This window comes from Bacillus sp. SD088, assembly GCF_017355205.1.
GTDB lineage: Bacteria > Bacillota > Bacilli > Bacillales > Bacillaceae_C > Lederbergia.
Map to the genome: position 1 here is coordinate 61,131 of NZ_JADIJK010000025.1, position 25,510 is coordinate 86,640.

Below are 25,510 nucleotides of genomic sequence, written 5' to 3' on the forward strand. Positions count from 1 at the left end.
TACCATACATTTGTGTGATTTAGTTTTTGGTTAATGCTTCTCTAATGATACGTTTTTGTTCTTTTTTATGAACAGTCGGATCTCCTTCAGATGGGCTAGACCGTCTTCTACGACCAGTATATTTAACCTCGACATCGGTTGGAGCTAGCTTGCGCAAATATGGATCAGCATGTGACCATCCGCCCATATTTTTCGGTTCTTCCTGTACCCAAACAAGTTCTTTCGTATTAGGATATTGAGCAACTATTTCTTTAATCTTTTCAGATGGGAATGGATATAATTCTTCTACCCTTAAAATATGAAGCCAATCTAAATCCTGCTCATTTTCCAATCGCTCGGCCAAATCAATACTTATTTTCCCACTACAAAGAACAATTCTTTCTACAGCTTTTTTCTGTTGGCCAAGTCCGGCTTGTTCAATAACGGTTTGGAATCGACCTTTCACAAGGTCCTGTACCTCTGCCGATGCAAGTGGATGACGCAATAAATATTTCGGCGTCATAATCACAAGTGGTTTCACATTTTCTTTACCAAGGGAGCTTGCTTGTCTTCTAAGTAGATGGAAGTATTGCGCTGCACTTGAAAGATTGGCAACTGTCCAATTATTTTCCGCTGCACTTTGTAAAAATCTTTCCACTCTCCCACTTGAATGCTCTGGACCATTACCTTCATAACCATGAGGAAGAAGTAATACCAAACCTGATTTTTGACCCCATTTCGCTCTTCCAGACGAAATAAATTGGTCAAAATACACCTGCGCCATATTGGCAAAATCCCCAAATTGTGCTTCCCACAGGACAAGCGTCTCTGGTGCGAAGACATTATAACCATATTCAAACCCAACTACTCCCGCCTCTGTTAATGGACTGTTGTATACAGCAAAAGAAGCTTGTGCATCAGGAATATGATGCATTGGGATTAACTCTTGGCCATTTTCCTCATCATGCAGAACAAGATGTCGTTGCGCAAATGTTCCTCTTTGTGTATCCTGACCAGTAAAGCGAATTGGAGTGCCGTCTCTTAAAATCGTTGCAAACGCAAGTGATTCTGCGTGCGCCCAATCAATTTTCCCTTTACCAGAGAAAATGGTTTCTCTTCTTTTTAAGATCCTGCTTAATTTTTGAAAAACTTTAAAATCCTTTGGCCAATCTAGTAATGCCTCATTAATCAATTTCAAATCTGCTTCTGAGATTGGAGTTTGTTCATTTTGCAAAGCTTCCATGACCTTCTCAGGTGGGTTCATTGAAATATCGGGGTCATCCGTACTTTTTGCCGCCCCATCAAACTCATTTTGAAGTTTTTGAATAATCTTTTCGTCTATCTTTGTAACTTCTTCTTTCGAAAGAAGTCCTTTTTCTATTAAACGATCAGCATAAATTTCTTTTACCGTTGGATGCTTATGTACAATATTGTACATAATAGGATTCGTCACCATTGGTTCATCTGTTTCGTTATGGCCATAACGACGATAACCAACTAAATCGATTAGGAAGTCTTTATGAAACTTTTCGCGATATTTATAAGCCAAAATCCCTGCCGCTAATACAGCTTCTGGATCATCTGCATTCACATGAACAATTGGAATTTCAAAGCCCTTTGCAATATCGGACGCATATTTGGTGGATCGTGAATCCGAACTGTCCGTTGTAAATCCGATCATGTTATTGGCAATAATATGAATGGTTCCACCAGTGTCATAGCCCTTCAAATGACCCATATTTAATGTTTCTTGGCCAATGCCTTCTCCAGCAAACGCGGCATCCCCATGTACTGAAATTGCTAAGCTACTTGACATATCTTGTTTCGGGATCCCAGCTTGACTCCTATCTTCTTGAGCCGCACGTGTGTAACCGTCCACAACTGGACCCACAACTTCTAAGTGGCTAGGATTGTTAGCAAGGGTAATCCGTGTTTGAGTTGCACTCCCTCGTTTGACTCTTCTATCAGCACCAAGATGATATTTTACATCTCCTGTCCAGCCATACGTAATACCGATGGACCCTTCAGATGGGATCACGTCTTTATTCGGCGCATGTTGGAATTCGGAGAAAATTAATTTATAAGGTTTTTCCAAGATATGGGCCAGAACATTTAAACGTCCACGATGCGCCATACCAATATTGACTGCTTTCGTTCCTGTTTCCACTGTAGAGTTAATAATTTTGTCAATTAATGGAACAAGTGTGTCCAGTCCTTCAATAGAAAATCTTTTTTGACCAACGAATGTCCGATGGAGAAACCGTTCAAATCCTTCTACTTCTGCAAGACGGTGTAATACTTGGATTCGTTCTTCCTTGGTAAGAGAAGGATAAAAACGCTCAGATTCAATTTGCTTTTGAAGCCAATTTCTCTCTTCTGATTCATGAACATGACTGAATTCAAAAGCAATTTTCTTTGTATATACTTTTTTTAAATGGTCAATAGCCTCAAGTCCATCTTTTAAATCTGACGGTGCATTTGGAGAAATAAAAGATGGTGGAATTTTTTTAAGATCATTTTCCGTTAAATCAAATTGAGATGGCTCAATGTATCTCTCATCAATATCCCGATTTAAGGGCCGAATGTCCGCAGCTAAATGCCCATATGTACGAATATTATCAGCAAGCTTAATAGCACCCGCAATTTTACTATACATGTCAGGGCTTTCCGGAATTTGAAAAGAAATATCCACCTGACCTTTTGTTGTTCCGCTTGCTTCTTCAGCCTGCGGTGCACCCCATTGATCAAATAATGCCTTTAACTCTGGATCAATAATACTACTGGGATCATTGACATACTCATCGTAAATTTCCATTACATAACCAAGATTCGGACCTGAAAAATTCTGCCAGGGCGACGCTTGGTATGAAGAGTTTTTACTCATTTGTGATACGCCTCCACGATTGCAACCAAATTTATTTTGAAGAAATATAAAAAATATAAAACCCTATCATTATTCTAGCATTGAACCTACATAAATTAAAGGAAATTTGTCTGATTTATGAAGGTTTTAAAATAGATTGTTGAATAGAGTTTTAATAGAAAATTCAACCATATCAATCTTACTATTATTCCATAAAAATGCAACGATTTTGTTTGGTATTCTTTTCCTTCCAAATCTAGCTACTAAGTCCAGAATTTATTTCCTTAAAAAAACGTTTACCAGGATAAAAAGAAAAAAACCGTTAATAGTAAAATTATCATGATTGAAAGGATAAAACGATGGAAACAAATAACAAACAAGCAGCATTAAATAATAATCATACGAAACCCAATAAAAAGTTAGCCATTATGGCGATTGCTTCTATTCCGCTGATCATGACACTGGGGAATTCAATGTTAATTCCAATCCTACCTTTAATGGAAAAGGAACTTGATATCTCTAAATTTCAGTCTAGTTTGATCATAACGGTGTATTCCATTGTTTCTATATTTTTAATTCCGGTTGCGGGTTTTCTTTCCGATAAATATGGACGGAAGATTGTAATTATCCCATCGTTGATCTTAACGGGGATCGGAGGAATTATTTGTGGTTGGGCAGCTTGGCAACTCGATTCTGCCTTTACTTGGATTATTATTGGAAGGGTTTTTCAAGGGATTGGTGCATCGGGGGCATTTCCAATTGTTTTACCTTTAGTTGGTGATATCTGTAAGGAAGAGGCTGAGGCAAGTGCTTCCCTCGGCATCATTGAAACCTCTAATACGTTTGGAAAAGTACTAAGTCCAATCTTAGGAGCATTAATTGCGGGAATCACTTGGTTTATGCCTTTTTTTTCCATTCCAGTATTAAGCCTTCTTTCTTTATTATTAATTGTATTTTTTGTCAAGAAACCTAAAGGAGATGATCATGAACTTTCTTTTGGTCGTTTTACTAAAAATATAAAGGAGATATTTAGCCAGCATTGGAGATGGCTTATTGCTGTTTTTATGATTGGGGCTATTTTAATGTTTATTTTATTCGGCTTACTTTTTTATCTGTCTTCTATCTTGGAGGATAAATATCATTATGATGGGGTAAAAAAGGGATTCTTGCTTGCCATACCTCTAGCTGCCTTGTGTATAGCCTCTTTTATAGCTGGAAAGGTGATTAAAGATAATTTACAAAGGATGAAATGGATCACGTTTTTTGGCACGGTTTTAACAGCTATATCAATTGCTGCCACTATGTTCTCTGAAAAGTTTATTTACTTAATTGTTGTTTTTCTAATCTGTGGAATTGGAATTGGAGCTGCTTTACCTTGTCTGGATTCAATTTTGACGCAAAGTATTGAAAAAGAAATGCGTGGCACGATCACTGCTATTTTTAGTTCCATGCGCTTTCTAGGCGTTGCTGCAGGGCCACCGATCATTGCTTTGCTCATGAAAGGCAAAATACTTGATATGGTTATTGTATTAGGCGCCTTTAGTGTGATTGGAGCCTGGCTTTCCTTTAAAGCCATAAAACCTGAACAGGAAAAACAGGCCACCAAAGTGAAGCCTGTCTTAGAATGAACATCACTCCATAAGACCTCACTTCAAGGCTACGGATTCAAAAGAAACTAAGTGGGAAATTACAGCCGATAACACGCCGATAAGTCTTGAGCCATCAGTGCAAAATGGAAGCTCCACCACTATTGGCAGTCTCGATTTATAGGGTGAAAGCGGGTTTGGTGATCTTTGAGATAAATACAAAGGCAACGAGAGAAATCAGTACAGGCAGTACAACAGTATGCATGCCTAAAGGATTTGGCCAAAAGAGATGAAAACAGATATAAGTGCCCATCCCAGCAACCATTGAACTAATGGCGCCATATTTATTCGCATTTTTCCAATACAGCCCTAACACAATCGGCCAAATAAATACAGCCTCTAATCCGCCGAAAGAAAATAAATTTAGCCAAATTAAGAAATCTGGAGGCTGGATCGCTAAAAAGAAAACTGCCACTCCAATGATGGCTGTCATCCAGAGGCTGATTTTCTTGACTTTATTTATATTGGCGTTTGGATTAATAAAATTCAAATAAAGATCTTTGACTAATGCGGACGAAACCAATAACAATAAAGAATCTACAGTTGACATAATTGCCGCCATTGGGGCTGCTAACACAATACCAGCAGCCCATGGAGGCAATATTTCAAGAGTTAATAACGGCATCACTGTATCAGCATCTTCCAGGTCGGGAATGATAACCCTGGCAAACACACCCGCTAAATGCATTCCAAGCATAATCACCCCAGTGACAAAAGTTCCGATAATAATCGCCCGATGCATAGCATTCGAGTTTTTATAGGACATCGCTCTTACTGTCACTTGTGGAAGTCCTACAACGCCAACTCCTACTAATATCCAAAAGGATGATATGTATAATGGTGTTAAACTGCGATCTGCTCCATATGGGCTTAATAAATTAGGGTTCTCATTTCTTAACTCCGACATGATTGTGTCGATACCACCACCGGCAATAATGGCTGCAATCAGCAAAATAGCCGTTCCACCTAACATAATGATTCCTTGAATACTGTCAGTAATGGCAACAGCTCTAAATCCACCGATAACAACATAAACCAGAACAGAAACCGCAAAGATGACAAGAGCAGATAAATAAGATACTCCTATAACGGATTCAATCAACCTTGCTCCGCCCACCCACTGAGCGATCATCGCAGAAAATAAAAAAATAGTAATACTAACGGCAGATAAAATACTTACCCATTTGGATTGATAACGACTTTGTAAAAAATCGGTTATGGTAACAGCTTTATATTTTCTCGACATGATGGCAAATTTTTTGCCAAGGACCATTAAAACAAAATAACCTGTTACCACTTGAGACATAGCGAGTAATACCCAAGCCAATCCATAATGGTAAGCTGCTCCCGGTCCCCCCAAAAAACTACTGGCACTTCCATAAGTCGCCACCATCGTCATCGCTAACACAAAGCCGCCTAATTGTCGATTTCCCAAAAAGTATTCTTGGATGAAGGAATCAGAGGATTTTACAAATCTTGCTGCATAGAACCCCGCAATAAAAATAATGACAAGAAAGAGAAGAAGTGGTGTGATAACTTGGAGATTCAATTTTCATCCTCCTCTTCAAACGATAGTTCATGAAAAAATGTTTTTACGAAAAGAACTACTAATAAAAAAATAATGGCAAAACCTAGAATACAACTATAAAAAAACCAAGCTGGAAACCCTAATATGTACTGATAATCCTTTACTGGTTTATTTCCTAATCCATATGCAAAACCATACCACCAAAGGAAATGAAAGATCCCTAGTCCAACCCCGGTCCATGCTTCCCTTCGAGAAATACGCATCTGTTTATCGCTCAATTCAAGCTTTTTCACCAGGATTCTACTCCTTCCGATATTCCAAAATATAATTTAAAATTCTTGTTCCATTATATAGAAACTAATGGGCACACTCAACTTCTATGCAATCCCTCCTCCCCCCATCTAATGACATTGAAAAGGACGAATCCGCACATGGATTCGTCCTCAACTAAAAGCTAAGAAAAATTAATTTTTTCAGTAAAACCGCATTGGGTCTTTCTTAATCATCAACTTCTTTTGATATAATTTTCCCAGTGTTCGAATCAATTTTTAATTCGATTGGATCTTCTTCTGAATACAATTTGATTTCATATTCTGTATCATCAGAATCGAATTCTATTTCCGCTATGGTCCCTGGAGTATCTTTCAAGGCAATGGATACGGCTTCGTCCAATGTAATCTTTCCCTTTGTATTTGAACCGTTAACTACAGGGTCTTTATATGAAGCCGATTCATCGTTTGAAACCTTTGCATCATAATCGAATTCAAGGACCACTCCTGTTTGAGCATCAATCTCCAGCTCAGCTTGAGCATGGTCATCTACTGTTAATTCCACTTCATAGACAAAATGGCCATCCTCTTTATCAAGCTCTAAACTTTGGATTGTTCCATCTATTTCTTGTAAAGCTATATCACGTGCTTCCTCCCATGAAATCAAGCTTGTCTCTTTCGCTTTTTCATTTACTGGAATATTATTTGAGCGACTTAGATCTGATGGATTTGGGTTGGAAATCGCCGCAACCCCAATGGCACCACTTAAAATAACTGCAACTGCTACAAAAAGAATGAATAATTTTTTCCTCATTTTTTACTCTCCTTTCCTTGATCATGTGTTTATCATAACCATTTTAAATGTGGAAAGAAGAATAGGATGATGAGAATTTCATGAGAAATCGATTGATTGCTATTAATCATCCCATGTAGTGGTTTTTACCTCACCTGTGACAGCGTTAATTTGGATCGTTGCCTCCATACCGTCAGAACGTTCAATTTCAATAAAATAATAGCTAACTCCATTCTCTTCTTCAAAATCAATATCATCTACCTCACCTTCAACTTCATTAAGTGCAATTTCAAGCGCTTTTTCCTTTGTGATAATTACATTGGAATCTTCTGTTTTATTCTCATCCTCTTCTTTTTTTCCAGGAGTTTCTTTATCAGGTTTTGGATCTATTGCTTTCACCCTGTTAATCTCAAGGATGTCGCCTGATTGACGATCTACTTCGATTTCATATATCCCTGTTTTTAACTCGATTGTCACCAGGAACCCTTTAGTGGTACTCGTAACTTTTGTACTTTCTGCTTTATAAATATCATTGACAATATTCTCAGCATCCGCCTCTGTTATAGGTTCAACTGAGGTTTTATATTGAAACAATTGCCAAATTGCAAAAGTAAGTACACCTATACAAATAAGGATTATAAGGGGTTTTAAAGATTTTCTTCTCATCATGATCCTTCTCCATTTTTTTACTGTTTAGGAAATTATAAAATTGTAGCTTATGGATAAATGTTTACATTGCGATTGGTGTCTAGCTCCAGGCGCCATCGGCTCGAGGTCAAATAACCTGAGCCAATGAAAGGCAAAGGACGCCTTTCTTTGTCTCAGAACATTTGCTTGTCGCCGATAGGCGGGCGCCTTGCGCTTTTCTTGACATCATATCCTCTATTCATGAGAATTTAATGAGAATTATAGCGTCGCAAACAAAGCGCAAAAAAATTAATTGCTGGAAGCTACAGGCAAAAAGATTCGTACGCAAGTCCCTTGCCCTTCAATACTTTTCACATTAAGTGTCGCATTTATCGCATTGGCCATTTCCTTTGCTAACGGTAAACCTAATCCAAACCCACCTGATTTTCGAGTTCTCGCTTTATCCACTCGATAGAAACGATCGAATATCTTAGATAATTCCTCCGCTGGAATTCCAATGCCATGGTCCGAAATCTCAACCCAGCCATATTCTTTTGAATTCCCTACTTTTACTTCTACTGAACCTTCACTATACTTCAAAGCATTATCCATTAAAATATAGAAAAGCTGTTTAAGCTTTTGTAAATCTGACTGAACAACAATTGGTTGCTCAATTTGAAGAATAATATTGTGTTGAAAAGCAGTACGAAAAGATTGAACAGATTCTTTTATTACCTCATCTAAAGCAATATGCGTTATTTCCACTTTCCATTGTGTATCATTTTTTGCTAAGAATAAGAGCTGCTGAGTTAATTCTTTCATGCGTATCGCTTCTGAGTGTATAGCCTCTACAGATTCATCAAATATTTCTTCTCGCTCTTTACCACGTCGTTTTAATAAATTTGCATATGATTCAATAATGGTAAGCGGGGTTTTTAATTCATGAGAAGCATTCGAAACAAAGGCTTCTTGTTTCTCATAATTTTTCTCTAGTTGAAGAATCATTTCATTGAAGGTTTTTCCCATTTGATAAAGTTCATCATTAGACGTTTTTGGAAGATCAATGCGTTTGTATTGGTCACTCTCTCGTATTTCATTCATTGTACGAATTAAATTAGTAATTGGCCTCGTAATGAAATTTCCTAATAGACGTGAAGAGAAAATAACTGGGATTGCCGCTAAGATCGTAATAATAATGAGCACCCATTTTAAAGTGGATAAAATTTGGACAGAGGAGGAGAGATTTTCTGTTAATTGGAATTCTACCACCTCCCCTGTAGGTTCCCAGATTATCGGAATGGAAACAAACGCATAGACGATCTCATTATTTTTCACAATCTGATGTCGCTCTTTCCCTACGAATGTTATCGGGAGATCAATAAGCCGCTCTTGTTGTTTAGCTGTAGTGGCGGTTTCGGATGTTCCATCTTGTTTTACCACCCGGATCATACTGTTTACAGGGACGTAAGCCCTTAGGACATGTTGCGTTGTCTTACTTGATTCGGTTTGCTCCATCTCCCTAACAATATTTAAAGCCTGAAAAGTAGCCTTTTCTAACTCATTTTTTAAAATAAAATGATTGAATGTAAAATAAATAGAGCTATTGATCAAGACTAGGAGAAAGATGATCAGCACAGAGGTATATAAATTAATCTTACTTCTCAGTTTCATATCTTATCCTTCAATACATAACCGACGCCACGGATTGTGTGTATTAGTGAATGTTCATAAGGTTTGTCAATTTTATTTCGCAAATAGCGGATATATACATCCACTATATTGGTATCGCCATAATAGTCATATCCCCACACATTATTTAATAGCTGCTCCCTATTTAAAACAATTTTTTCATTCTTCATTAAGTAGGTAAGCAGATCAAATTCTCTTGGCGTCAGATCGATGGCAGCCTCCCCGCGAAAAACCTCCCTAGTTGACTCACTTAACTTTAAATCCCCAACCTGTAACCAATCTTCAATAGCAAGAGACGTGTTTTGTTTCTGGTTTAATCTTAAAGCAGCACGAATTCGGGCAAATAATTCCTCGATTTGGAAAGGTTTTGTTAAGTAATCATTAGCACCCAAATCTAACCCAGAGACTTTATCTTCAACAGAATCTTTTGCAGTTAGTAAAATTACAGGTATCGCTTGATCATGAGTCCTTATTCTACGTAATACTTCTATCCCACTTAAGCCAGGCAACATTACGTCTAACAGAATAAGATCCCATGATTGTTCACGTATCATCGTTAATCCTTCAAGTCCATCACGTGCCTTGGCGGTTTCATACCCCTCATACGTGAGTTCGAGTTCCAATAGACGAGCAATTTTCTCCTCGTCCTCAACAATTAGAATTTTACTTTTTAATTCCTCCATCATTCATCATCCCAATAATTGATTTTTATTTAGTTTACACTAGAGACATTTTTTTGAAAAGAAAAGCACTAAAAGAAAAAGGTTTGCCCAAATTTTGGACAAACCCTAGCCATTCCCTATTATGAGAGTAGTGCTTGGCATTCTTCCGCACATTTTAAACAAGCCGCTGCACACTTTTGACAATGATCATGGTTATGTTGTTTACATTCATTGCCACAATCTTTACAAATGGTTATACAAAGGGTCGCAAGTTCAGCTACATAAGGTGTCCCTCTCGTAATCGCTTGCTCAAAATAGGCACAAATATCGGCACATTCCCTGTCTAATCGAATGCATTCAACCATCATCTGCAAATCAACTTCTTTTAAACACGCCTGATAACAACTATTACATGCGAGAACACATTCATTTAAGGCGGTTAATACGGACTGGTACTCCTGAATCTGATTCATTTGGTCCCTCCTCCTTTATTTACTAATACTTCTATCCTTATTAGTCTTGATAAAACCCTTTTTCTTATTCTTTCTTAAAAAGGACGTTCAAAAAGGAAGGATCAAAGGCTAAATTCACGGTGGCAATCGTCATATCTGCACTAGCATATCCTGTGCGGCAAAAATTCCCACTGATTGAAGTTTCACTTTATACGCGAAATGCTTTAAGTTGTTCATTGATTTCTCTCGTTTGCGGATAAATCTCTTGATAGATGGCAAATAACTTTTTATATTTCTCTACATTTTCTTGGTTGGGGAGAACTTTCTTCTCTACCTTTAAAAATGTATCAGCACAATTTTTTAGTGATTTAAACCATTTACATCCAAAGGCGGCTATCATAGCAGCCCCCATGCCTGGCCCTTGCTCACTCGTTAATTTTACAATTTTTGCGTCAAAGATATCCGCTTGAATTTGCAGCCATTCATCACTTTTAGCCCCTCCGCCAATCGAGATAATTGTATCAATCTGTTTACCATTTTTTCGGAAGATATCGATTGACTCATTCAATGAAAAAGTAATGCCTTCTAACACAGCACGAACAAAATCTTTTCGCTGATGAGAACCGTCCATTCCAATAAAGCTGCCCCGTATCGCAGCGTCTCCATAAGGCGTTCTCTCTCCTACTATATATGGGGTAAAGAACAAGCCCTTCGATCCTACCGGTACCGTATGAAGATCTGCTAGCAAATCATCAAATGATATTGCTGGAGCAAATACGTCTTTGAACCAGCTTAAGCTGTATCCAGCTGCTAATGTGACGCCCATCGTATAATAGGCGTTAGGGGCGCCGTGGTTAAAATAATGAACCTTCCCTTGGAAATCTTTCTTATCACTTTCTTCATAAGACAACACAACACCAGAGGTACCGATACTGCACAGTGTCTGACCGTCTTCAAGTATTCCCGCTCCGACTGCGCCACAAGCATTATCAGCTCCCCCCGCAAACACGCGAGTGGAAGAGGATAAGCCTGTTGCCTTTGCCATTTCCGCTTGTATAGTTCCCACTTCATCAGAAGCTTCTATCAATGGTGGGCAAAGTGCTGGATCTATTCCAACTAAGTTACATATTTCTTCGCTCCACGCTTTCTCCCTTATATTCAACAAAAGCGTTCCAGCAGCATCCGAGTAATCCATATGAATGTGTCCAGTTAATTTATATCGTATATAATCCTTTGGAAGTACGAAGGTTGTCGCCTTCGCAAATATATCCGGCTCATGCTTCTTTACCCATAATATTTTCGGTAATGTAAACCCTTCTAAAGCGGGATTTTTTGTAATTGCAAGCAGACGGTCTTTGCCTACTTGTTCATAGATTTGCTGGCATTCAGCTGTTGTTCGCGTATCATTCCAGAGGATTGCAGGACGCAAAACCTCATTATTTTCATCTAGCAATACAAGTCCATGCATTTGACCAGAGAAGCTAATCCCTTCAATCTCCTCTATATCGCCAGTAAACTTCTGCAAGAGATCAGACAATCCCTTGATTGTCTGATCGACCCAATCCTCTGGATGTTGCTCACTATAGCCTGTTTTTTCCTGATAAAGTGGATAAGGCTTGGAAACCTCTTCTACCACTTCACCCATTTGGTCCACTAATAAAATTTTCACAGCACTTGTGCCCAAATCAACACCGATCACATATTTCATCGTGTCACCTTCATCCCTCTATTACGTTTACTCACCAGCAAATGCTGTTAATAAATATTGATTAATCGTTGCTTTAATTTTTTCTAGACGTCCTGATTGATGCTGAATGTCCTTTAGTCCTAATGCATATTCTTCAAGTTGATGGAAATCAGTTTTTCCTTGAACGATATCAAGACCAATTCCCTCCTTAAAACTGCTATAGCGCTCTTCAATCACATGATCAAGCACCTTATCATCAACTAATTTTTGTGCGACTTTAAGTCCGACAGCAAATCCGTCCATCCCGGCAATATGAGCGTGGAATAAATCTTCCGGTTCGAAGGAACCACGTCGAACCTTTGCATCAAAGTTTAAACCACCCTTGCCTAGACCGCCATTTTTAATAATTTCGTACATAGCGAGAGTAGTAGAATAAAGATCAGTCGGAAACTCATCTGTATCCCATCCTAGTAACGGATGGCCTTGGTTTGCGTCTACTGAACCTAGCATTCCATGGATCCGAGCATAATGTAATTCATGCTCAAACGTATGACCTGCAAGTGTCGCATGGTTCGCTTCAATATTAAACTTAAAATCGTTTTGGAGACCGTAATTTTGTAAAAATGCATAGCCGCTTGCCACATCAAAATCATACTGGTGTGTAGTTGGTTCTTTTGGTTTTGGTTCAATAAGGAATTGACCGTTAAAACCAATTTCTTTAGCATAGTCTACAGCCATATGGAAGAAACGACCAAGATTATCCAGTTCAAGCTTCATATCTGTATTAAGAAGCGTTTCGTATCCCTCACGACCTCCCCAGAATACATAGTTCTCTGCCCCTAATTCTTGGGCAATTTCTAACCCTTTCTTCACCTTTGCTGCAGAGTAGGCAAATACATCCGCATGATTAGAAGAAGCAGCACCATGAATAAAGCGTGGATGTGTGAAATTATTAGCTGTATTCCAAAGCAATTTTGTTTTGCTATCTTTCATATAATCTTTCATCATGGAAACGATTGTATCTAAATTTTGGTACGTTTCCTTCAAGCTATTTCCTTCAGGAGCTATATCTACATCATGGAAACAAAAATAAGGAACAGTTAATTTTTCAAAGAACTCAAAGGCAGCTTCAAGACGAGCTTTGGCAAGATCCATTCCATCATATTGATCCCAAGGTCTTTGCATCGTCCCAACTCCAAATGGATCTGAACCATCTGCCACAAATGTATGCCAATAGGCTACTCCAAATCGCAAGTATTCCTCCATCGTTTTACCTGCAATGACTTCTTTTGAGTTATAAAATTTAAATGCATATGGATTCGTTGATTTCGGTCCTTCATAATTAATTTTACCAATGTTATTAAAATAGCTCATATTGAAACCTCCTTGAAATTTAAGTATCATGTAAATGTTTGCAATTGCATTATAACAATCATTCAGAAGTTTGTCTATCGGATAAACTAAGTGTATACTAATGATGATTAAAATCGAAAGAGTTGAAAAGTATGAAGAGTGAAAAGACTTGGAACCAACATGTCGTCAAAAAGGAAAATAAATTTTTAGTCTTTAAAACGATTATCCAATCCTCCCCTATTTCAAGAGCGGAAATTGCAACGAAAACTGGGCTTAATAAAGGAACGGTTTCTTCCCTTGTCCACGAGTTAATAGAAGAAGAGTTTATTTATGAATCAGGTCCAGGTGAATCAAGTGGTGGGAGAAGACCCGTTATGCTTCTCTTTAACAAAACCGCTGGCTATTCCATTGGAATTAACATTGGTGTCAATTATTTACTTGGTGTTTTAACTGATTTAACTGGGCATATCCATATAGAAAAACAGATAAAAATTCATTCCCAATCATTTGAAATATGGAAAGAGAAACTTTTTGCAATGATACGAGATTTAATCCACTCTACACCAAAAAGTCCTTATAGTATTATTGGCATAGGAGTAGGTGTCCCAGGAACAGTTAATAAATCTGGAAAAGTATTACTCGCCCCTAATCTATCCTGGAAAAATATTGAACTCCAATCCATATTGGAAGAAGAATTCAAAATCCCGACGATTATCGAAAATGAAGCCAACGCTGGTGCTTACGGAGAAAAAAAGTATGGTGTTGGCAAAGATTCAAAACATTTGATTTATGTAAGTGTTGGCATCGGTATCGGAGTAGGAATGATCTTAAATGGCCAGTTATATAAAGGCAATAAAGGCTTTTCTGGAGAACTTGGCCATATGTCGATTAATGTAAATGGGGATCTTTGTCGTTGTGGAAATAAAGGCTGTTGGGAACTATATGCCTCAGAACAGGCGCTTATTCAACAAGCAAAAACATTAAGCCTCCTTCCAGCTAACCAGACTGACCTTTCACTTGAATATATAGTAGAGCTTGCCGAAAGCGGTAATGAACATGCCATCTATTTATTTCATGAAATCGGGGAGTATCTGGGGGTAGGGATAAATAATATCATTAATATTTTTAATCCTCAGGAGATTGTCATCGGAAACCGAATGGCTAGTACAAAAAAATGGATTCAACCATCATTAGAAAAACAATTAGCTAACCGTATTCAATTCTTTCAAAAACATGATTTGCAAATTAAATTCTCGAAGCTTTCCTCCTACTCTGCCGCATTGGGAGCCGCAGCCTTTTCAACAGAAAACTTTTTAAAAGTGAAGAATAAGTAAAGAATAGAGCACGCGGAACATTCCCATCTACCCACGGAAAGCGAGTGGTATCATCATAAAGCCCCTTTTCTACATGCAGCATCCAAAAGCCAGTTCTATGACTTTTGGATGCTTCTTGCTTTTTTTGAATTTTTTTCTATGAACAACGGCCACTTTTTGGATATAATGATGTTTATGGCAATCAAATTAATTGCCAAATATTGTAGAAAAATGGCATGATTACCTTTGGACAATTTTAAACATGGTAATGGTTGCTATTCAGAATCAATCATGGTAATATCATTAAAGATACTACATTTTGTGTTTTAATAGCAAACACCATACTATATATTGATTTCAACAAATAAAGGCGCCTGTTAAGGCTTTAAAAGGGAATCCGGTGGAATTCCGGGACTGTCCCCGCAACTGTAAATGCGAACGAACGGATTCGCCACTGGTTCGACAAAACTCGAACTGGGAAGGCCCCAGTAGGATGAAGCATGAGTCAGGAGACCTACCTTTATTTGTCGGAGTTTCATTTCTTCGGGGAGCAAGAAGGTGAAGCGATAGTGAATATATGCCTTTCTTTCCTATCGTTTAATTCGCCTTTTTCTATGGCGAATTTTTTTATTTACTTCACCCTGTCCATAAGTTTTGCGTAGAATGCAACAAGAATATTTTACTCTTACACAAGGTGTACTACACCCCTCCCCAAAGATAGCTGAGTTTTTCTGATTTTATTCTATTGATAGAAAGGTGATTATCATTGACTACAATTATTTCAAAACAAGAAGAAACACTTCCTACCCACTTTAACCAGGAGCGAATCCAAGCATACATTCAAAAAGTTACTTCTATTCAATCCCAGGAATACATCGATAAAGTAATCCGAGCTATTGAAGCAAAAGCACAAATTAACACCGATGAGGTCACTTCCATCTTAATTAATGCCGCATTAGAAAATGTGGATGAAGTCAATACTGAATGGAGTTTCGAAGCAGCGAAAATCTATTTACACAAACTCTATAGACAAGCGAGATTTCATCGCGGATATGATCAGGAACAGAAATACGGTGATTTCTATTCCTTATTAAAACAGTTAACCGATAAGGGGATTTACACACCACAGCTTCTAGAAAAATATGAAAAGGCAGAAATTGAACGCATTTCCACTTTATTGGATCCTGAAAAAGATTTATTATTTGATTACATCGGTTTACACACGCTAGCAACGCGATATTTAGCAACAGATCATCAAAAAAATACATATGAGCTACCACAAGAGCGTTGGTTAGTGATCTCCATGCATTTGATGCAAGATGAGCCAAGGGAGAAACGATTTGCACTGATCGCAGAAGCTTACTGGGCTTTATCTAATCTCTACATGACTGTAGCAACCCCTACACTCGCAAATGCTGGACTTGCTCATGGCCAATTATCTAGTTGTTTTATTGACACAGTCGAAGACTCCCTTATTGGCATATACAATAGCAATACAGATGTCGCTCGTCTTTCGAAAGATGGCGGTGGTATTGGGGTCTATATGGGAAAAGTTAGAAGTCGAGGCTCATCCATAAAAGGTTTTAAAGGAGCATCCTCTGGTGTACTGCCATGGATTAAACAGTTAAACAATACAGCCGTTAGCGTGGACCAACTTGGTCGTAGAAAAGGTGCTATTGCCGTCTATCTAGATGTATGGCATGCTGATATTTTGTCATTTTTGGATTTAAAATTGAATAATGGTGATGAAAGGCAACGAGCACATGATATTTTTACCGGTGTATGTCTACCTGATCTTTTTATGGAGAAAGTAGAGAATCGTGAGGATTGGTTCTTATTTGATCCGCATGAGGTGAGAAATCTATTAGGCTTTTCTCTCGAAGATTATTATGATGAACAAAGAGGAAATGGTAGCTTTCGAGAAAAGTATGAGGAATGTATCCAACATCCACAATTAAAGAAAACGAAAATTCCTGCTATTCAAATCATGGTACGTATCATGAAATCTCAGCTTGAAACAGGCACACCTTTTATGTTTTATCGCGATGAAGTGAATCGAAAAAATCCAAATAAACATGCTGGAATGGTCTATTCAAGTAATCTATGTACAGAAATCATGCAAAATATGTCTCCTACTCTTCAATCAGAAGAAATTGTAGAAGATGGAACTATTATCACGTATAAAAAACCAGGGGATTTTGTCGTATGTAATCTTTCCTCTATTAATCTTGGCAGAACGGTTCAGTTGGATGATGATGAGCAAGAAGTTTTACAACGTCTCATTCCTATTCAGGTTCGGATGCTGGATAATGTCATTGATCTTAACACGATTGATGTTAAGCAAGCGATGATCACCAATAAAAAATATCGCGCGATTGGCTTAGGAACGTTTGGATGGCATCATATCTTGGCTCTGAAAAACCTGAAGTGGGAATCCAAGGAAGCTGTTGAATTTGCCGATCAATTATATGAACGTATTTCAAAGTTGACCATTCAAGCGAGCATTGACTTGGCAAAAGAAAAAGGTGCCTATCCAATGTTTGCGGGAAGTGACTGGCAAACTGGCCAGTATTTTCAACAGCGAGGCTATGAAAATGATGAAGAGTGGCGTTCCATTATGGATGAGGCCGCAACCTTCGGATTAAGAAATGGTTATTTAATGGCCGTTGCTCCAAACTCCAGTACTTCTGTTATTGCGGGTTCAACAGCTAGTATCGATCCAATTTTCAAACCTTTTTATTATGAAGAAAAGAAAGACTACAAATTACCATTCGTAGCACCTGACTTAAATCATCGTACGTATGATGTGTATCGACGCTCAGCTTATATTGTGGATCAACGATGGTCTATACAGCAAAATGCTGCTAGACAACATCATATTGATCAATCGATCTCTTTTAACTTCTATGTACCAAATAATATTAAGGCAAAAGTGTTGCTTGATTTACATTTACAAGCCTGGGATTCAGGTTTAAAAACCACTTACTATGTGCGCTCTACGGCTTCAGATATTGAGGAGTGTGAATGGTGCGAATCTTAATTTGTTATGCCAGCTATAGCGGTAATACAAAGGAAGTCGCTGAATTAATTAATCATAAGCTACAACAGGAAGGCATTTGTACGGAACAATATTGGATTGGTACAGGTAGAATTCCAGATCCAGCTGCATTCGATGCAATGCTTATCGGTACGTTTACATGGGATAGAGGCGGAACACCTGAAGAGATAAAAGAGTTTGTATACGAGATTGGCTATAAACCTCCCTCTGTGTTTGTCTTTGGAACAGGTGATACCCAATTTGGTGGAGATGACTTATTTTGCCATGCGGCTGTAAAATTGGCTAAATTCTATCACTCTCCCCTTCCCCCTTTGAAAATCGAACAAAGTCCTAGAGGATCACAAGAAGAAAAAGTGATCCGCTGGACGGAAGGAGTTATTAAACATTGTCCACTACACTTAGTAAAGTAAATATCCTTGATCCCATTCATCCAAACCGATCTACTGCCCTTTTCGGTGGGAAAGCCAGTGGGATTTTGAATTGGAATGATTTAAAGTATCCCCATTTCTATAAACATCGTGAGCAAATTCGCGCGCTCTTTTGGCGATCCAGCGAGGTTGATATGACTCATGATACGAAACAATTTCCGAATTTAACGATGACAGAACAAACAGCGTTCCTAAAAATTATTGGACTACTAGCTACGTTAGATGGACCACAAACGGATATGGCAGCTAGAATTGCTCAATATTCAACTGATCCTTCTGTTAAATCTGTGATGGCAACCATCGCTGATCAGGAAAGTGAACATAATCATAGCTACGCCTATGTTCTTTCCTCTGTAACAACTTTAGATAAACAAAACGAGTCCTTTGAAACTGGTCGAACGGATGAAGTGTTATTAGAGCGAAACACTCGTATTATGGAAGTCTATAATGAATTTGCTCAAAAGCCTACGATTGAAAATGTATTAAAAGCAATGGTATATACGTCATTACTGGAAGGTCTATTCTTTTATTCCGGCTTTGCCTTTTTTTATAACTTAGCTAGAGATCAAAAAATGGTTGGTACCTCTACGATGATCAGTTATATTAATCGGGATGAATTGCAGCATGGGCGTTTTATTAGTGATCTCTTTCGCGCCACCTTGGCGGAACATCCAGAACTTAACACAAATGAATTTACGGATTGGGTTTATGAACAATTTCGTCATTCAGTTGAACAGGAAACAAAGTGGAGTCATTACATTCTTGCCAATATTGATGGCATCGATTTAATGGAGATGGAAGGTTATATTAAATACCGAGCAAATAAAATGCTACGTTTGCTGGGCTTGAGTGAAATTTATCAAGATCATACGGAAAACCCAATGAAATGGATTCGGGCTTATGTTGATAACTTTGACGACACTAAGACAGATTTCTTTGAGCAAAAATCGAGACAGTACACAAAAACAAGTGATCTAAACGGATTTGATGAACTGTAAAGAACAAAAGCGAAAGCGCCCGTTTAGCGACGTACAAACTTTCATAGTAAGGATGAACAGCTAAAAACGCGCCGTCCTGGCGCAACGCTGTTCTGACCTACATCCTGTAGCCCTGAGATAAAGGATACACGGCGAAGAATGAGCCGATGTTGACTTACGCAAACAGAAGCTGAAAGTTTGCTAGTCGCTGGGCGCTGGAGCTAGACACCAACCGCAATGTAAACAATTATCCATTCCTAGCCACAAGAAAAGCACAAACGCTAGATTCAGCATTAACCAAAATTTATGCATTCCCATATTTTTAAAAATGAAAAAAACCTAACTCATGATTAGAGTTAGGTTTTTTTCATTATAGTTTCACAACGTTTTCAGCTTGTGGGCCACGTTGTCCTTCAACGATATCAAATTCAACTTGTTGACCTTCGTCAAGTGTTTTGAAGCCTTCCCCACCGATTGCACTATAATGAACGAATACATCATTTCCGCCTTCAACTTCGATGAAGCCAAAGCCTTTTTCACTGTTAAACCATTTTACTGTACCTGTTGCCATTCGTATAAAACCTCCAAAAAATTTTTAATATGTTCTTCATATTTACCAAGTAAATAAAAAATCACATATTATAATCAATACCCACTTTTAGGAGCAGATATTCATTATAACATGTGAATTTTAACTCCAAAATTAAACTGTGGCTGGTATCTGCCATAAAAATAGTTAGAATTATTAAACTTTCAATCAACAATGCTAAGCAATTTCATCATACATGAGGAAATTGGAAAAAGCAAGAAAATAGCGAAAAACTTTTTCGGCTTTTTTCGCCAAAATTCCTGCTTTTTCAGGGATTTACACCTCCTATCACCTAACAGCTAACTATCATTCTTATCTAGGTTCTGCTGTTTTCTTTGTCGTCTTTTTCCGCTTTGTTGTTTTCTTTTCCGGTTTTGATTTATCAATAGAGGCTTGCAATGCAGCCATCAAATCCGTAATATTTTCTGTCGTTTTTTCTGGTTTTGCGGTGACTGTTTTTTCCCCTTTTTGCTTTGTTTGGATAAGCTCCATGACTTTGTTTCGATATTCATCTTCGTATTTTTCAGGTGCAAATGGTGTGGTTAGTTGGTCAATTAATAAAATAGCTGTATCAATTTCCTTTTTAGATGCCTCATCTTCATTTGGTACATTTGGCACCTCGGTCACCTTTCTAACTTCATCAGGATAATGAATGGTCTCCATTAAAAGTGTTTTTTCATATACACGAATAACAGCTAATTGCTCTTTTGAGCGAATGATGATTTTAGCGATGCCAGCTTTTCCACTTTCTATTAGAGCTTTCCGTAAAAGACCGTATGCTTTTGCTCCACCGTCTGGGGACATGTAGTAGCTTCGGTTAAAATAAATCGGATCAATTTCATTTAAATGAATAAAATCGATGATCTCTACAGCCTTTTCTCCTTTTTCCCCTGCTAATGCTTTTAATTCGTCTTGCTCAACTACCACATACTCCCCTTTTGTTAATTCATACCCCTTTACAATATCATCCGTTTTTACTTTTTCCTCACATACTGGACAGATTTTCTCGTATTTTATTGGCGTATTACATTTATTATGAAGAGAACGAAATTTAATATCCTTATCTTCTGTCGCCGCATGTAATTTAATCGGAATATTCACGAGGCCAAAACTGATGCTTCCCTTCCACATTGTATGCATTCATACACCTTCTTCTTCGCTTTTTTAATAGCATTTGCATTTACGAAAAAAATTATCCCAAGTAACAATTGGGAAAAATCCATAGAAAGTTGGGTATGCTAATTTCAATAACAAACATAAATTGAAACTTCAATCAGTGAGGTTTTCTTCATTTCCACTGTTTGTTAGTTGAACAAATCGGGCTTTTACGGGCTGTTGATCTCCACATGTCATTCTAGTTTTTTCCACGAATTCTTAATGGAGAGCTTACAGCCAGTTAATGCGGGATAAAGGTGATTCTATGCTGAAACCAATGCTTCCTACCTTAGTTTTTGATCATCCAAAACATGGAAAATGGTTGTATGAAATAAAATATGACGGATTTCGCGGCATCCTTGATTGGCAAGAACATCAATGCTTTCTGTGGAGTCGTAATGGGAAAAATTTATTACCGCAATTTCCAGAGCTGACGGAGTATTTAGCCTCTCTTCAAGAACAATTGAAGCCATGGCTTCCTCTGAAAATAGACGGAGAATTAGTCGTGCTTGAAAATGATTATAAAGCTAATTTTTCACAACTGCAGATCCGTGGACGTTTAAAGACAAAAGGTAAAATCGGTGAGGCCTCCCAGCTTCGTCCTTGTCGGTTTTTAGCGTTTGATTTATTAGAAATGACTGGACAATCGACGACACAGATGGCTTATGACAGTCGAAAAAAACAACTATCCTCTCTTTTCAATCAGCTTGATCTTCCTTTATCTCCAGCTTATGAGGAGGATAAGCTACTTCAATTTATCCCTAATGAGGAAGACTTTGAACAGCTTGCAAATAAAATGTACGATTATAATAGTGAGGGCATTGTTGCAAAACAAAAGGGTAGTATATGGGAAGAAGGAAAAAGAAGTAGACACTGGATGAAAATCAAAAATTGGAACACAGTCTCTTGCTTTATCACTGGGTACGATGAAGAAAATCATTACTTTTATGTAGGAGTATTTGATGAGGAGCAATCCATGATCCCATTAGGTGTGTTTATAAATGGGTTAGATACCGAAACAAAAAATGCGCTTCGCGAAACGGTCTTAAACAATTCTCAGTCTCAAAAGGGTTCGCTTTTTATAATGGAGCCCGCTATCTGTCTAGATCTTTACTTTTTAGAATGGAAAGGGGCACAACTAAGAGAACCTTTTTTCAAGCAGTTACGCTTGGACCTTACACCTGATCAATGTTCATTTAATGAGTTTCTTATCAAGGATGCGGCCTTCCCAAGTGGAATTGATATCTCTCATCCTGAAAAAATCTTATGGAAAGAAAATCACGTGAAGAAAATTGATTTTTTACGCTATTTAAGAAAGATCTCTCCTTATCTCTTACCCTTTTTAGAAAATCGTTTATTAACCGTGATTCGAGCACCACATGGAGAGTTTGGTGAGTTTTTTTATCAAAAAAACAAGCCTAACAGTGCACCAGATTTCGTTGAATCGATTCCATATGACGATAATCAAATGATTGTTTGCAATCATTTAGAAACATTGATCTGGCTTGGAAATCAGCTAGCAATTGAGTATCATATTCCTTTTCAAACGATTAACGATCGCTTTGTCAGCGAAATTGTGATTGATTTAGACCCTCCTTCTCAGGAGGAATTTCAGCTGGCTGTACGAGCGGCACTCATTATCAATAGAGTATTGAATTCTTTTTCATTAACCGGCTTTGTGAAGTTTTCTGGAAATAAAGGCATGCAGGTGTATATTCCTTTACCTGAATCCAAATATACTTGGGATGAAACGCGAGTATTTACGGAATTCTTAGCAAAATTCCTTGTGGCCTATCATCCCCACTTATTTACCATTGAACGCTTGAAAAAAAATAGGCAAGGAAAGCTGTATGTTGACTTTATCCAACATGCCGAAGGAAAGACAATTATAGCTCCATATTCTGTTCGTTTACCTTCAAAAGGACTTGTAGCCGCTCCATTATATTGGCATGAAATAAACGAAAAATTAAATCCGAAAAGTTTTACGATCGATGAAGTAAGCAAAAGGGTCGAAACAATTGGGAATCCTTTTTCAACATTTTTCACTAGTAAAGAACAGCAACCCTTTGATCAAGTTCTCCAAATGATTCACAGGGATTCTCCTAATTTGTAAAATAAAGCACTAAACAAAAAATGCGTTCTTCTTCGTTTATTTGCCGATCAAATTTTATAATCGGTGTACTAGCTGAGAAGATGCGCTGCATACTGATGGGCATTAGTCCTTGAGAAACAGACATGATTTTTTTTCCATTCTTCTTAATCGAAAATGTATACACAGATTTTACAATCCGGTAATACTGGCCATCCGTTGTACGATATTCACGTTTCTCACTTTTGAGCATTCTCAGGGGATTTTTTTTTCCAGCCTCTAATAATTGCATACCTAAAGCATTCATTTGAACAAGCCAATACGTATTTTTCCGATGGTCTGTTACAGTAAAGAGCTGATCCTTCACTTTTCTCCCTTTTTTTATGGAGAAGGCACAAAATCCACTCCCAGTGAATAGCTTTCCCTGATACGCTGTAACAGGCGATGGCGCTAGCATAAGTAAAACTTCCCCTTCATTTCGAAAAATGGCTGGATTCGGAAGCTTATGACTTTTATAGGCAAAATAAATGTGACGCAGGGCATAATAAATTAGCATGACGAATAGTAAGATACCTGCGGTGTTCGTCGGAAAAAAACTTGTTATCTGTAGAGCTGGAAAGACGACAACCAAGAAAACAATCACGCATAAAATGCTTTGATGTATATATAATCTTGACATTCCAGAGTAATAATCCCTTATATTCATATGATTCACCTTTTATCCCGCATAAATGGGCAGTAATCTCCCCTACCTTGTGGCTTTTTCAGAGGAGTTTCACTTTATTGAATGTAATAACTACTATATGAAAACCGGGACAAGCTTATGACAAAATGCCGGCAATCAACAGAAAACAGCCCTTGATAAACGAATTATCAAGAGCTATTCGAGATTTTTCCATTATTTAATAATACGGAAAATAAATGGGATGCGATATGCTTGCCCATCGTAGGCTTTAACAGCAGCAATAATGGTAAAAATAGTTGCTGCTATTCCAACGATAGGAGCAAGAACAAAACCAATTAAAACAATCATTAAAATACCAGAAATAATCCCATAAACGGCGTAAGAGATGAAAAAGTTCAAATATTCTTTTCCATGATAATCAATAAAGGCTGATTCATCTTTTTTGATTAACCAAATAACTAAAGGACCGATAAATGCTGAGACAAAACTGATGATATAAATTACAGCTGCAAGCACTCTGTCATTATTATTGTTTTCCACCTTATTATCCATGTTAGTTTCCATTCTAATTCCTCCATTTCTAGCTTCTTATCTATTCTACGTATTAACTATAGTATAAGTTTCAAATATTTTCACCCTTTCCGTTAAAAAAAATGACGATTCGCTATATTTACTACTATGCAAATTTGAAATTTTTTTGTATGATGTCAGTATAAAGATTTACAATTTCATATCGCTCATAATTGAGGGAAGGCAAATGGTGCGCCACCAGTGATTAACTGGTTCTAGTGGGTTCGATTCCCACCCCGAAATTTTTTATGCAATTTTAAAAAATTTCGTGGGGCAGAATCGACTATTTAGGACTGCCCCAACTAGGAGGGGTCATGATGCTCAAAAAACGCGAGTTAACTGGGCATGAATGTCAAGTTCTTTATGAATTAATGACGCACCCGGATGTCTTCCCTTTCGTGCGTCAAAAAGCGTATTCCTTTGAGGAATTTTTATTTATTACCAAACAAACAATTGAAGCAGAAGATCAAGGTGAACTCATTTCTAGGACGATCTTAGATGAATGGGGAAATCCAATTGGCATCATTAATTTATTTGATATTCAGCATGGAGCTGGTTTTCTAGGCACTTGGCTTGGGAAAGCCTATCACGGCAAAGGATATAATTCATTGGTGAAGGAATTATTTTTACAACAATTGTTTTTTGAAAAAGCAATAGAAACGGTCTACATGAGAATCAAAACCGAAAATTACCGTTCGAAAAAAGCTGCCGAAAAATTACCTTATGTCTTAAAAGCAAATGAAACGAAACCTTTGGTTTTTCAGCAATTAAATCCAGGCTTTTATCTATATGATCTATATGAGATTCCAAAAGATTTATTCACCATGACTTATATGAGAAAAACAGATACACAAATCTCCCTACAACAATTGGAAGCATAGAACAAAAGCGCAAGCGCCTTGATCAGCCCCGACAAGCAAATGTTCCTGAACCTAGGAAGGGGATTTTTCCCTTCATAGGTTCAGGAACATTTGACCTCGAGGGGCTAGGCGCTGGAGCTGGATGAAACAAAAGCGCAAGGCGCCCGCCTATCGGCTTGAGCTAGACGACAAAACTCAAATTTAAACTTATCCACAAGCGACAATTTTATAGTTTCCG

General features: G+C 37.7%; 21 protein-coding genes and 1 riboswitch. Of the genes, 7 read left to right on the forward strand and 14 right to left on the reverse strand.

What is annotated here, in order from left to right:
- Positions 1 to 19: 19 nt before the first annotated feature.
- Positions 20 to 2,863: a 2-oxoglutarate dehydrogenase E1 component gene (locus IPU53_RS19295; protein ID WP_207452625.1), complete on the reverse strand. Its 2,844-nt coding sequence runs from the start codon at positions 2,861 to 2,863 to the stop codon at positions 20 to 22.
- 338 nt (positions 2,864 to 3,201) lie between these two features.
- Between IPU53_RS19295 and IPU53_RS19300 the strand changes: the two genes are divergently transcribed.
- Entirely contained in the window at positions 3,202 to 4,470 is a 1,269-nt protein-coding gene (locus IPU53_RS19300; RefSeq protein WP_207452626.1) for an MFS transporter, read from the forward strand.
- Between the two features lie 136 nt (positions 4,471 to 4,606).
- Here IPU53_RS19300 and panF read toward each other — a convergent pair whose 3' ends face one another.
- The 9 genes from panF to xylA form a co-directional block, all read right to left on the reverse strand.
- Positions 4,607 to 6,037: a sodium/pantothenate symporter gene (gene panF / locus IPU53_RS19305; protein ID WP_207452627.1), complete on the reverse strand. Its 1,431-nt coding sequence runs from the start codon at positions 6,035 to 6,037 to the stop codon at positions 4,607 to 4,609.
- The gene (locus IPU53_RS19310; protein WP_313886532.1) at positions 6,034 to 6,309 is read right to left on the reverse strand and encodes a YhdT family protein; all 276 of its coding nucleotides are present in this window, start codon (positions 6,307 to 6,309) and stop codon (positions 6,034 to 6,036) included. Before IPU53_RS19310 ends, panF begins: the two co-directional genes overlap by 4 nt.
- A 205-nt stretch (positions 6,310 to 6,514) precedes the next feature.
- Positions 6,515 to 7,099 carry a PepSY domain-containing protein gene (locus tag IPU53_RS19315; protein ID WP_207452628.1) on the reverse strand — a complete coding sequence of 195 codons (585 nt, stop codon included), beginning with the start codon at positions 7,097 to 7,099 and terminating at the stop codon, positions 6,515 to 6,517.
- A gap of 102 nt (positions 7,100 to 7,201) precedes the next feature.
- Positions 7,202 to 7,747 (reverse strand): PepSY domain-containing protein, encoded by a 546-nt coding sequence (locus tag IPU53_RS19320; RefSeq protein WP_207452629.1) that lies wholly within the window; start codon positions 7,745 to 7,747, stop codon positions 7,202 to 7,204.
- Between the two features lie 267 nt (positions 7,748 to 8,014).
- Positions 8,015 to 9,376: a sensor histidine kinase gene (locus IPU53_RS19325; protein WP_207452630.1), complete on the reverse strand. Its 1,362-nt coding sequence runs from the start codon at positions 9,374 to 9,376 to the stop codon at positions 8,015 to 8,017.
- Positions 9,373 to 10,077, reverse strand: coding sequence for a response regulator transcription factor (locus tag IPU53_RS19330; protein ID WP_207452650.1), 705 nt, complete (start codon positions 10,075 to 10,077; stop codon positions 9,373 to 9,375). Before IPU53_RS19330 ends, IPU53_RS19325 begins: the two co-directional genes overlap by 4 nt.
- Positions 10,078 to 10,196: 119 nt before the next feature.
- The gene (locus IPU53_RS19335) at positions 10,197 to 10,529 is read right to left on the reverse strand and encodes a four-helix bundle copper-binding protein (RefSeq protein ID WP_207452631.1); all 333 of its coding nucleotides are present in this window, start codon (positions 10,527 to 10,529) and stop codon (positions 10,197 to 10,199) included.
- Between the two features lie 187 nt (positions 10,530 to 10,716).
- Complete coding sequence (gene xylB, locus IPU53_RS19340) at positions 10,717 to 12,216, reverse strand: xylulokinase (protein WP_207452632.1); 1,500 nt, start codon at positions 12,214 to 12,216, stop codon at positions 10,717 to 10,719.
- 27 nt (positions 12,217 to 12,243) lie between these two features.
- A complete protein-coding gene (gene xylA / locus IPU53_RS19345) occupies positions 12,244 to 13,569 on the reverse strand; it encodes a xylose isomerase (RefSeq protein ID WP_207452633.1) in 1,326 nt (441 codons plus the stop codon).
- 131 nt (positions 13,570 to 13,700) lie between these two features.
- Here xylA and IPU53_RS19350 point away from each other — a divergent pair, with 131 nt between their 5' ends.
- From IPU53_RS19350 to IPU53_RS19365, 4 genes are all read left to right on the forward strand, one after another.
- Positions 13,701 to 14,882: an ROK family transcriptional regulator gene (locus tag IPU53_RS19350; RefSeq protein ID WP_207452634.1), complete on the forward strand. Its 1,182-nt coding sequence runs from the start codon at positions 13,701 to 13,703 to the stop codon at positions 14,880 to 14,882.
- 330 nt (positions 14,883 to 15,212) lie between these two features.
- Positions 15,213 to 15,397: riboswitch (cobalamin riboswitch) on the forward strand.
- A gap of 230 nt (positions 15,398 to 15,627) precedes the next feature.
- The gene (locus IPU53_RS19355; RefSeq protein WP_207452635.1) at positions 15,628 to 17,901 is read left to right on the forward strand and encodes a ribonucleoside-diphosphate reductase subunit alpha; all 2,274 of its coding nucleotides are present in this window, start codon (positions 15,628 to 15,630) and stop codon (positions 17,899 to 17,901) included.
- A complete protein-coding gene (locus IPU53_RS19360) occupies positions 17,886 to 18,329 on the forward strand; it encodes a flavodoxin (protein WP_207452636.1) in 444 nt (147 codons plus the stop codon). The genes IPU53_RS19355 and IPU53_RS19360 overlap by 16 nt, the downstream gene beginning before the upstream one ends.
- Positions 18,305 to 19,345, forward strand: coding sequence for a ribonucleotide-diphosphate reductase subunit beta (locus IPU53_RS19365; protein ID WP_207452637.1), 1,041 nt, complete (start codon positions 18,305 to 18,307; stop codon positions 19,343 to 19,345). Before IPU53_RS19360 ends, IPU53_RS19365 begins: the two co-directional genes overlap by 25 nt.
- 349 nt (positions 19,346 to 19,694) lie before the next feature.
- On the opposite strand, the gene IPU53_RS19370 is transcribed toward IPU53_RS19365, so the two are convergent.
- Both IPU53_RS19370 and ku read right to left on the reverse strand, forming a co-directional pair.
- Positions 19,695 to 19,895: a cold-shock protein gene (locus IPU53_RS19370; protein ID WP_207452638.1), complete on the reverse strand. Its 201-nt coding sequence runs from the start codon at positions 19,893 to 19,895 to the stop codon at positions 19,695 to 19,697.
- Positions 19,896 to 20,225: 330 nt separating this feature from the next.
- Positions 20,226 to 21,053, reverse strand: a complete 828-nt coding sequence (gene ku, locus IPU53_RS19375; protein ID WP_207452639.1) for a non-homologous end joining protein Ku — start codon at positions 21,051 to 21,053, stop codon at positions 20,226 to 20,228.
- 280 nt (positions 21,054 to 21,333) lie between these two features.
- Here ku and IPU53_RS19380 point away from each other — a divergent pair, with 280 nt between their 5' ends.
- Positions 21,334 to 23,181 (forward strand): DNA ligase D, encoded by a 1,848-nt coding sequence (locus tag IPU53_RS19380; protein ID WP_242698427.1) that lies wholly within the window; start codon positions 21,334 to 21,336, stop codon positions 23,179 to 23,181.
- On the opposite strand, the gene IPU53_RS19385 is transcribed toward IPU53_RS19380, so the two are convergent.
- Together IPU53_RS19385 and IPU53_RS19390 are read right to left on the reverse strand one after the other, a co-directional pair.
- Positions 23,171 to 23,863: a hypothetical protein gene (locus tag IPU53_RS19385; protein WP_207452640.1), complete on the reverse strand. Its 693-nt coding sequence runs from the start codon at positions 23,861 to 23,863 to the stop codon at positions 23,171 to 23,173. The genes IPU53_RS19380 and IPU53_RS19385 overlap by 11 nt on opposite strands.
- 192 nt (positions 23,864 to 24,055) lie before the next feature.
- Positions 24,056 to 24,406: a DUF4870 domain-containing protein gene (locus IPU53_RS19390; RefSeq protein WP_242698428.1), complete on the reverse strand. Its 351-nt coding sequence runs from the start codon at positions 24,404 to 24,406 to the stop codon at positions 24,056 to 24,058.
- Between the two features lie 323 nt (positions 24,407 to 24,729).
- Between IPU53_RS19390 and IPU53_RS19395 the strand changes: the two genes are divergently transcribed.
- Complete coding sequence (locus tag IPU53_RS19395; RefSeq protein WP_207452641.1) at positions 24,730 to 25,293, forward strand: GNAT family N-acetyltransferase; 564 nt, start codon at positions 24,730 to 24,732, stop codon at positions 25,291 to 25,293.
- Positions 25,294 to 25,510 lie beyond the last annotated feature (217 nt).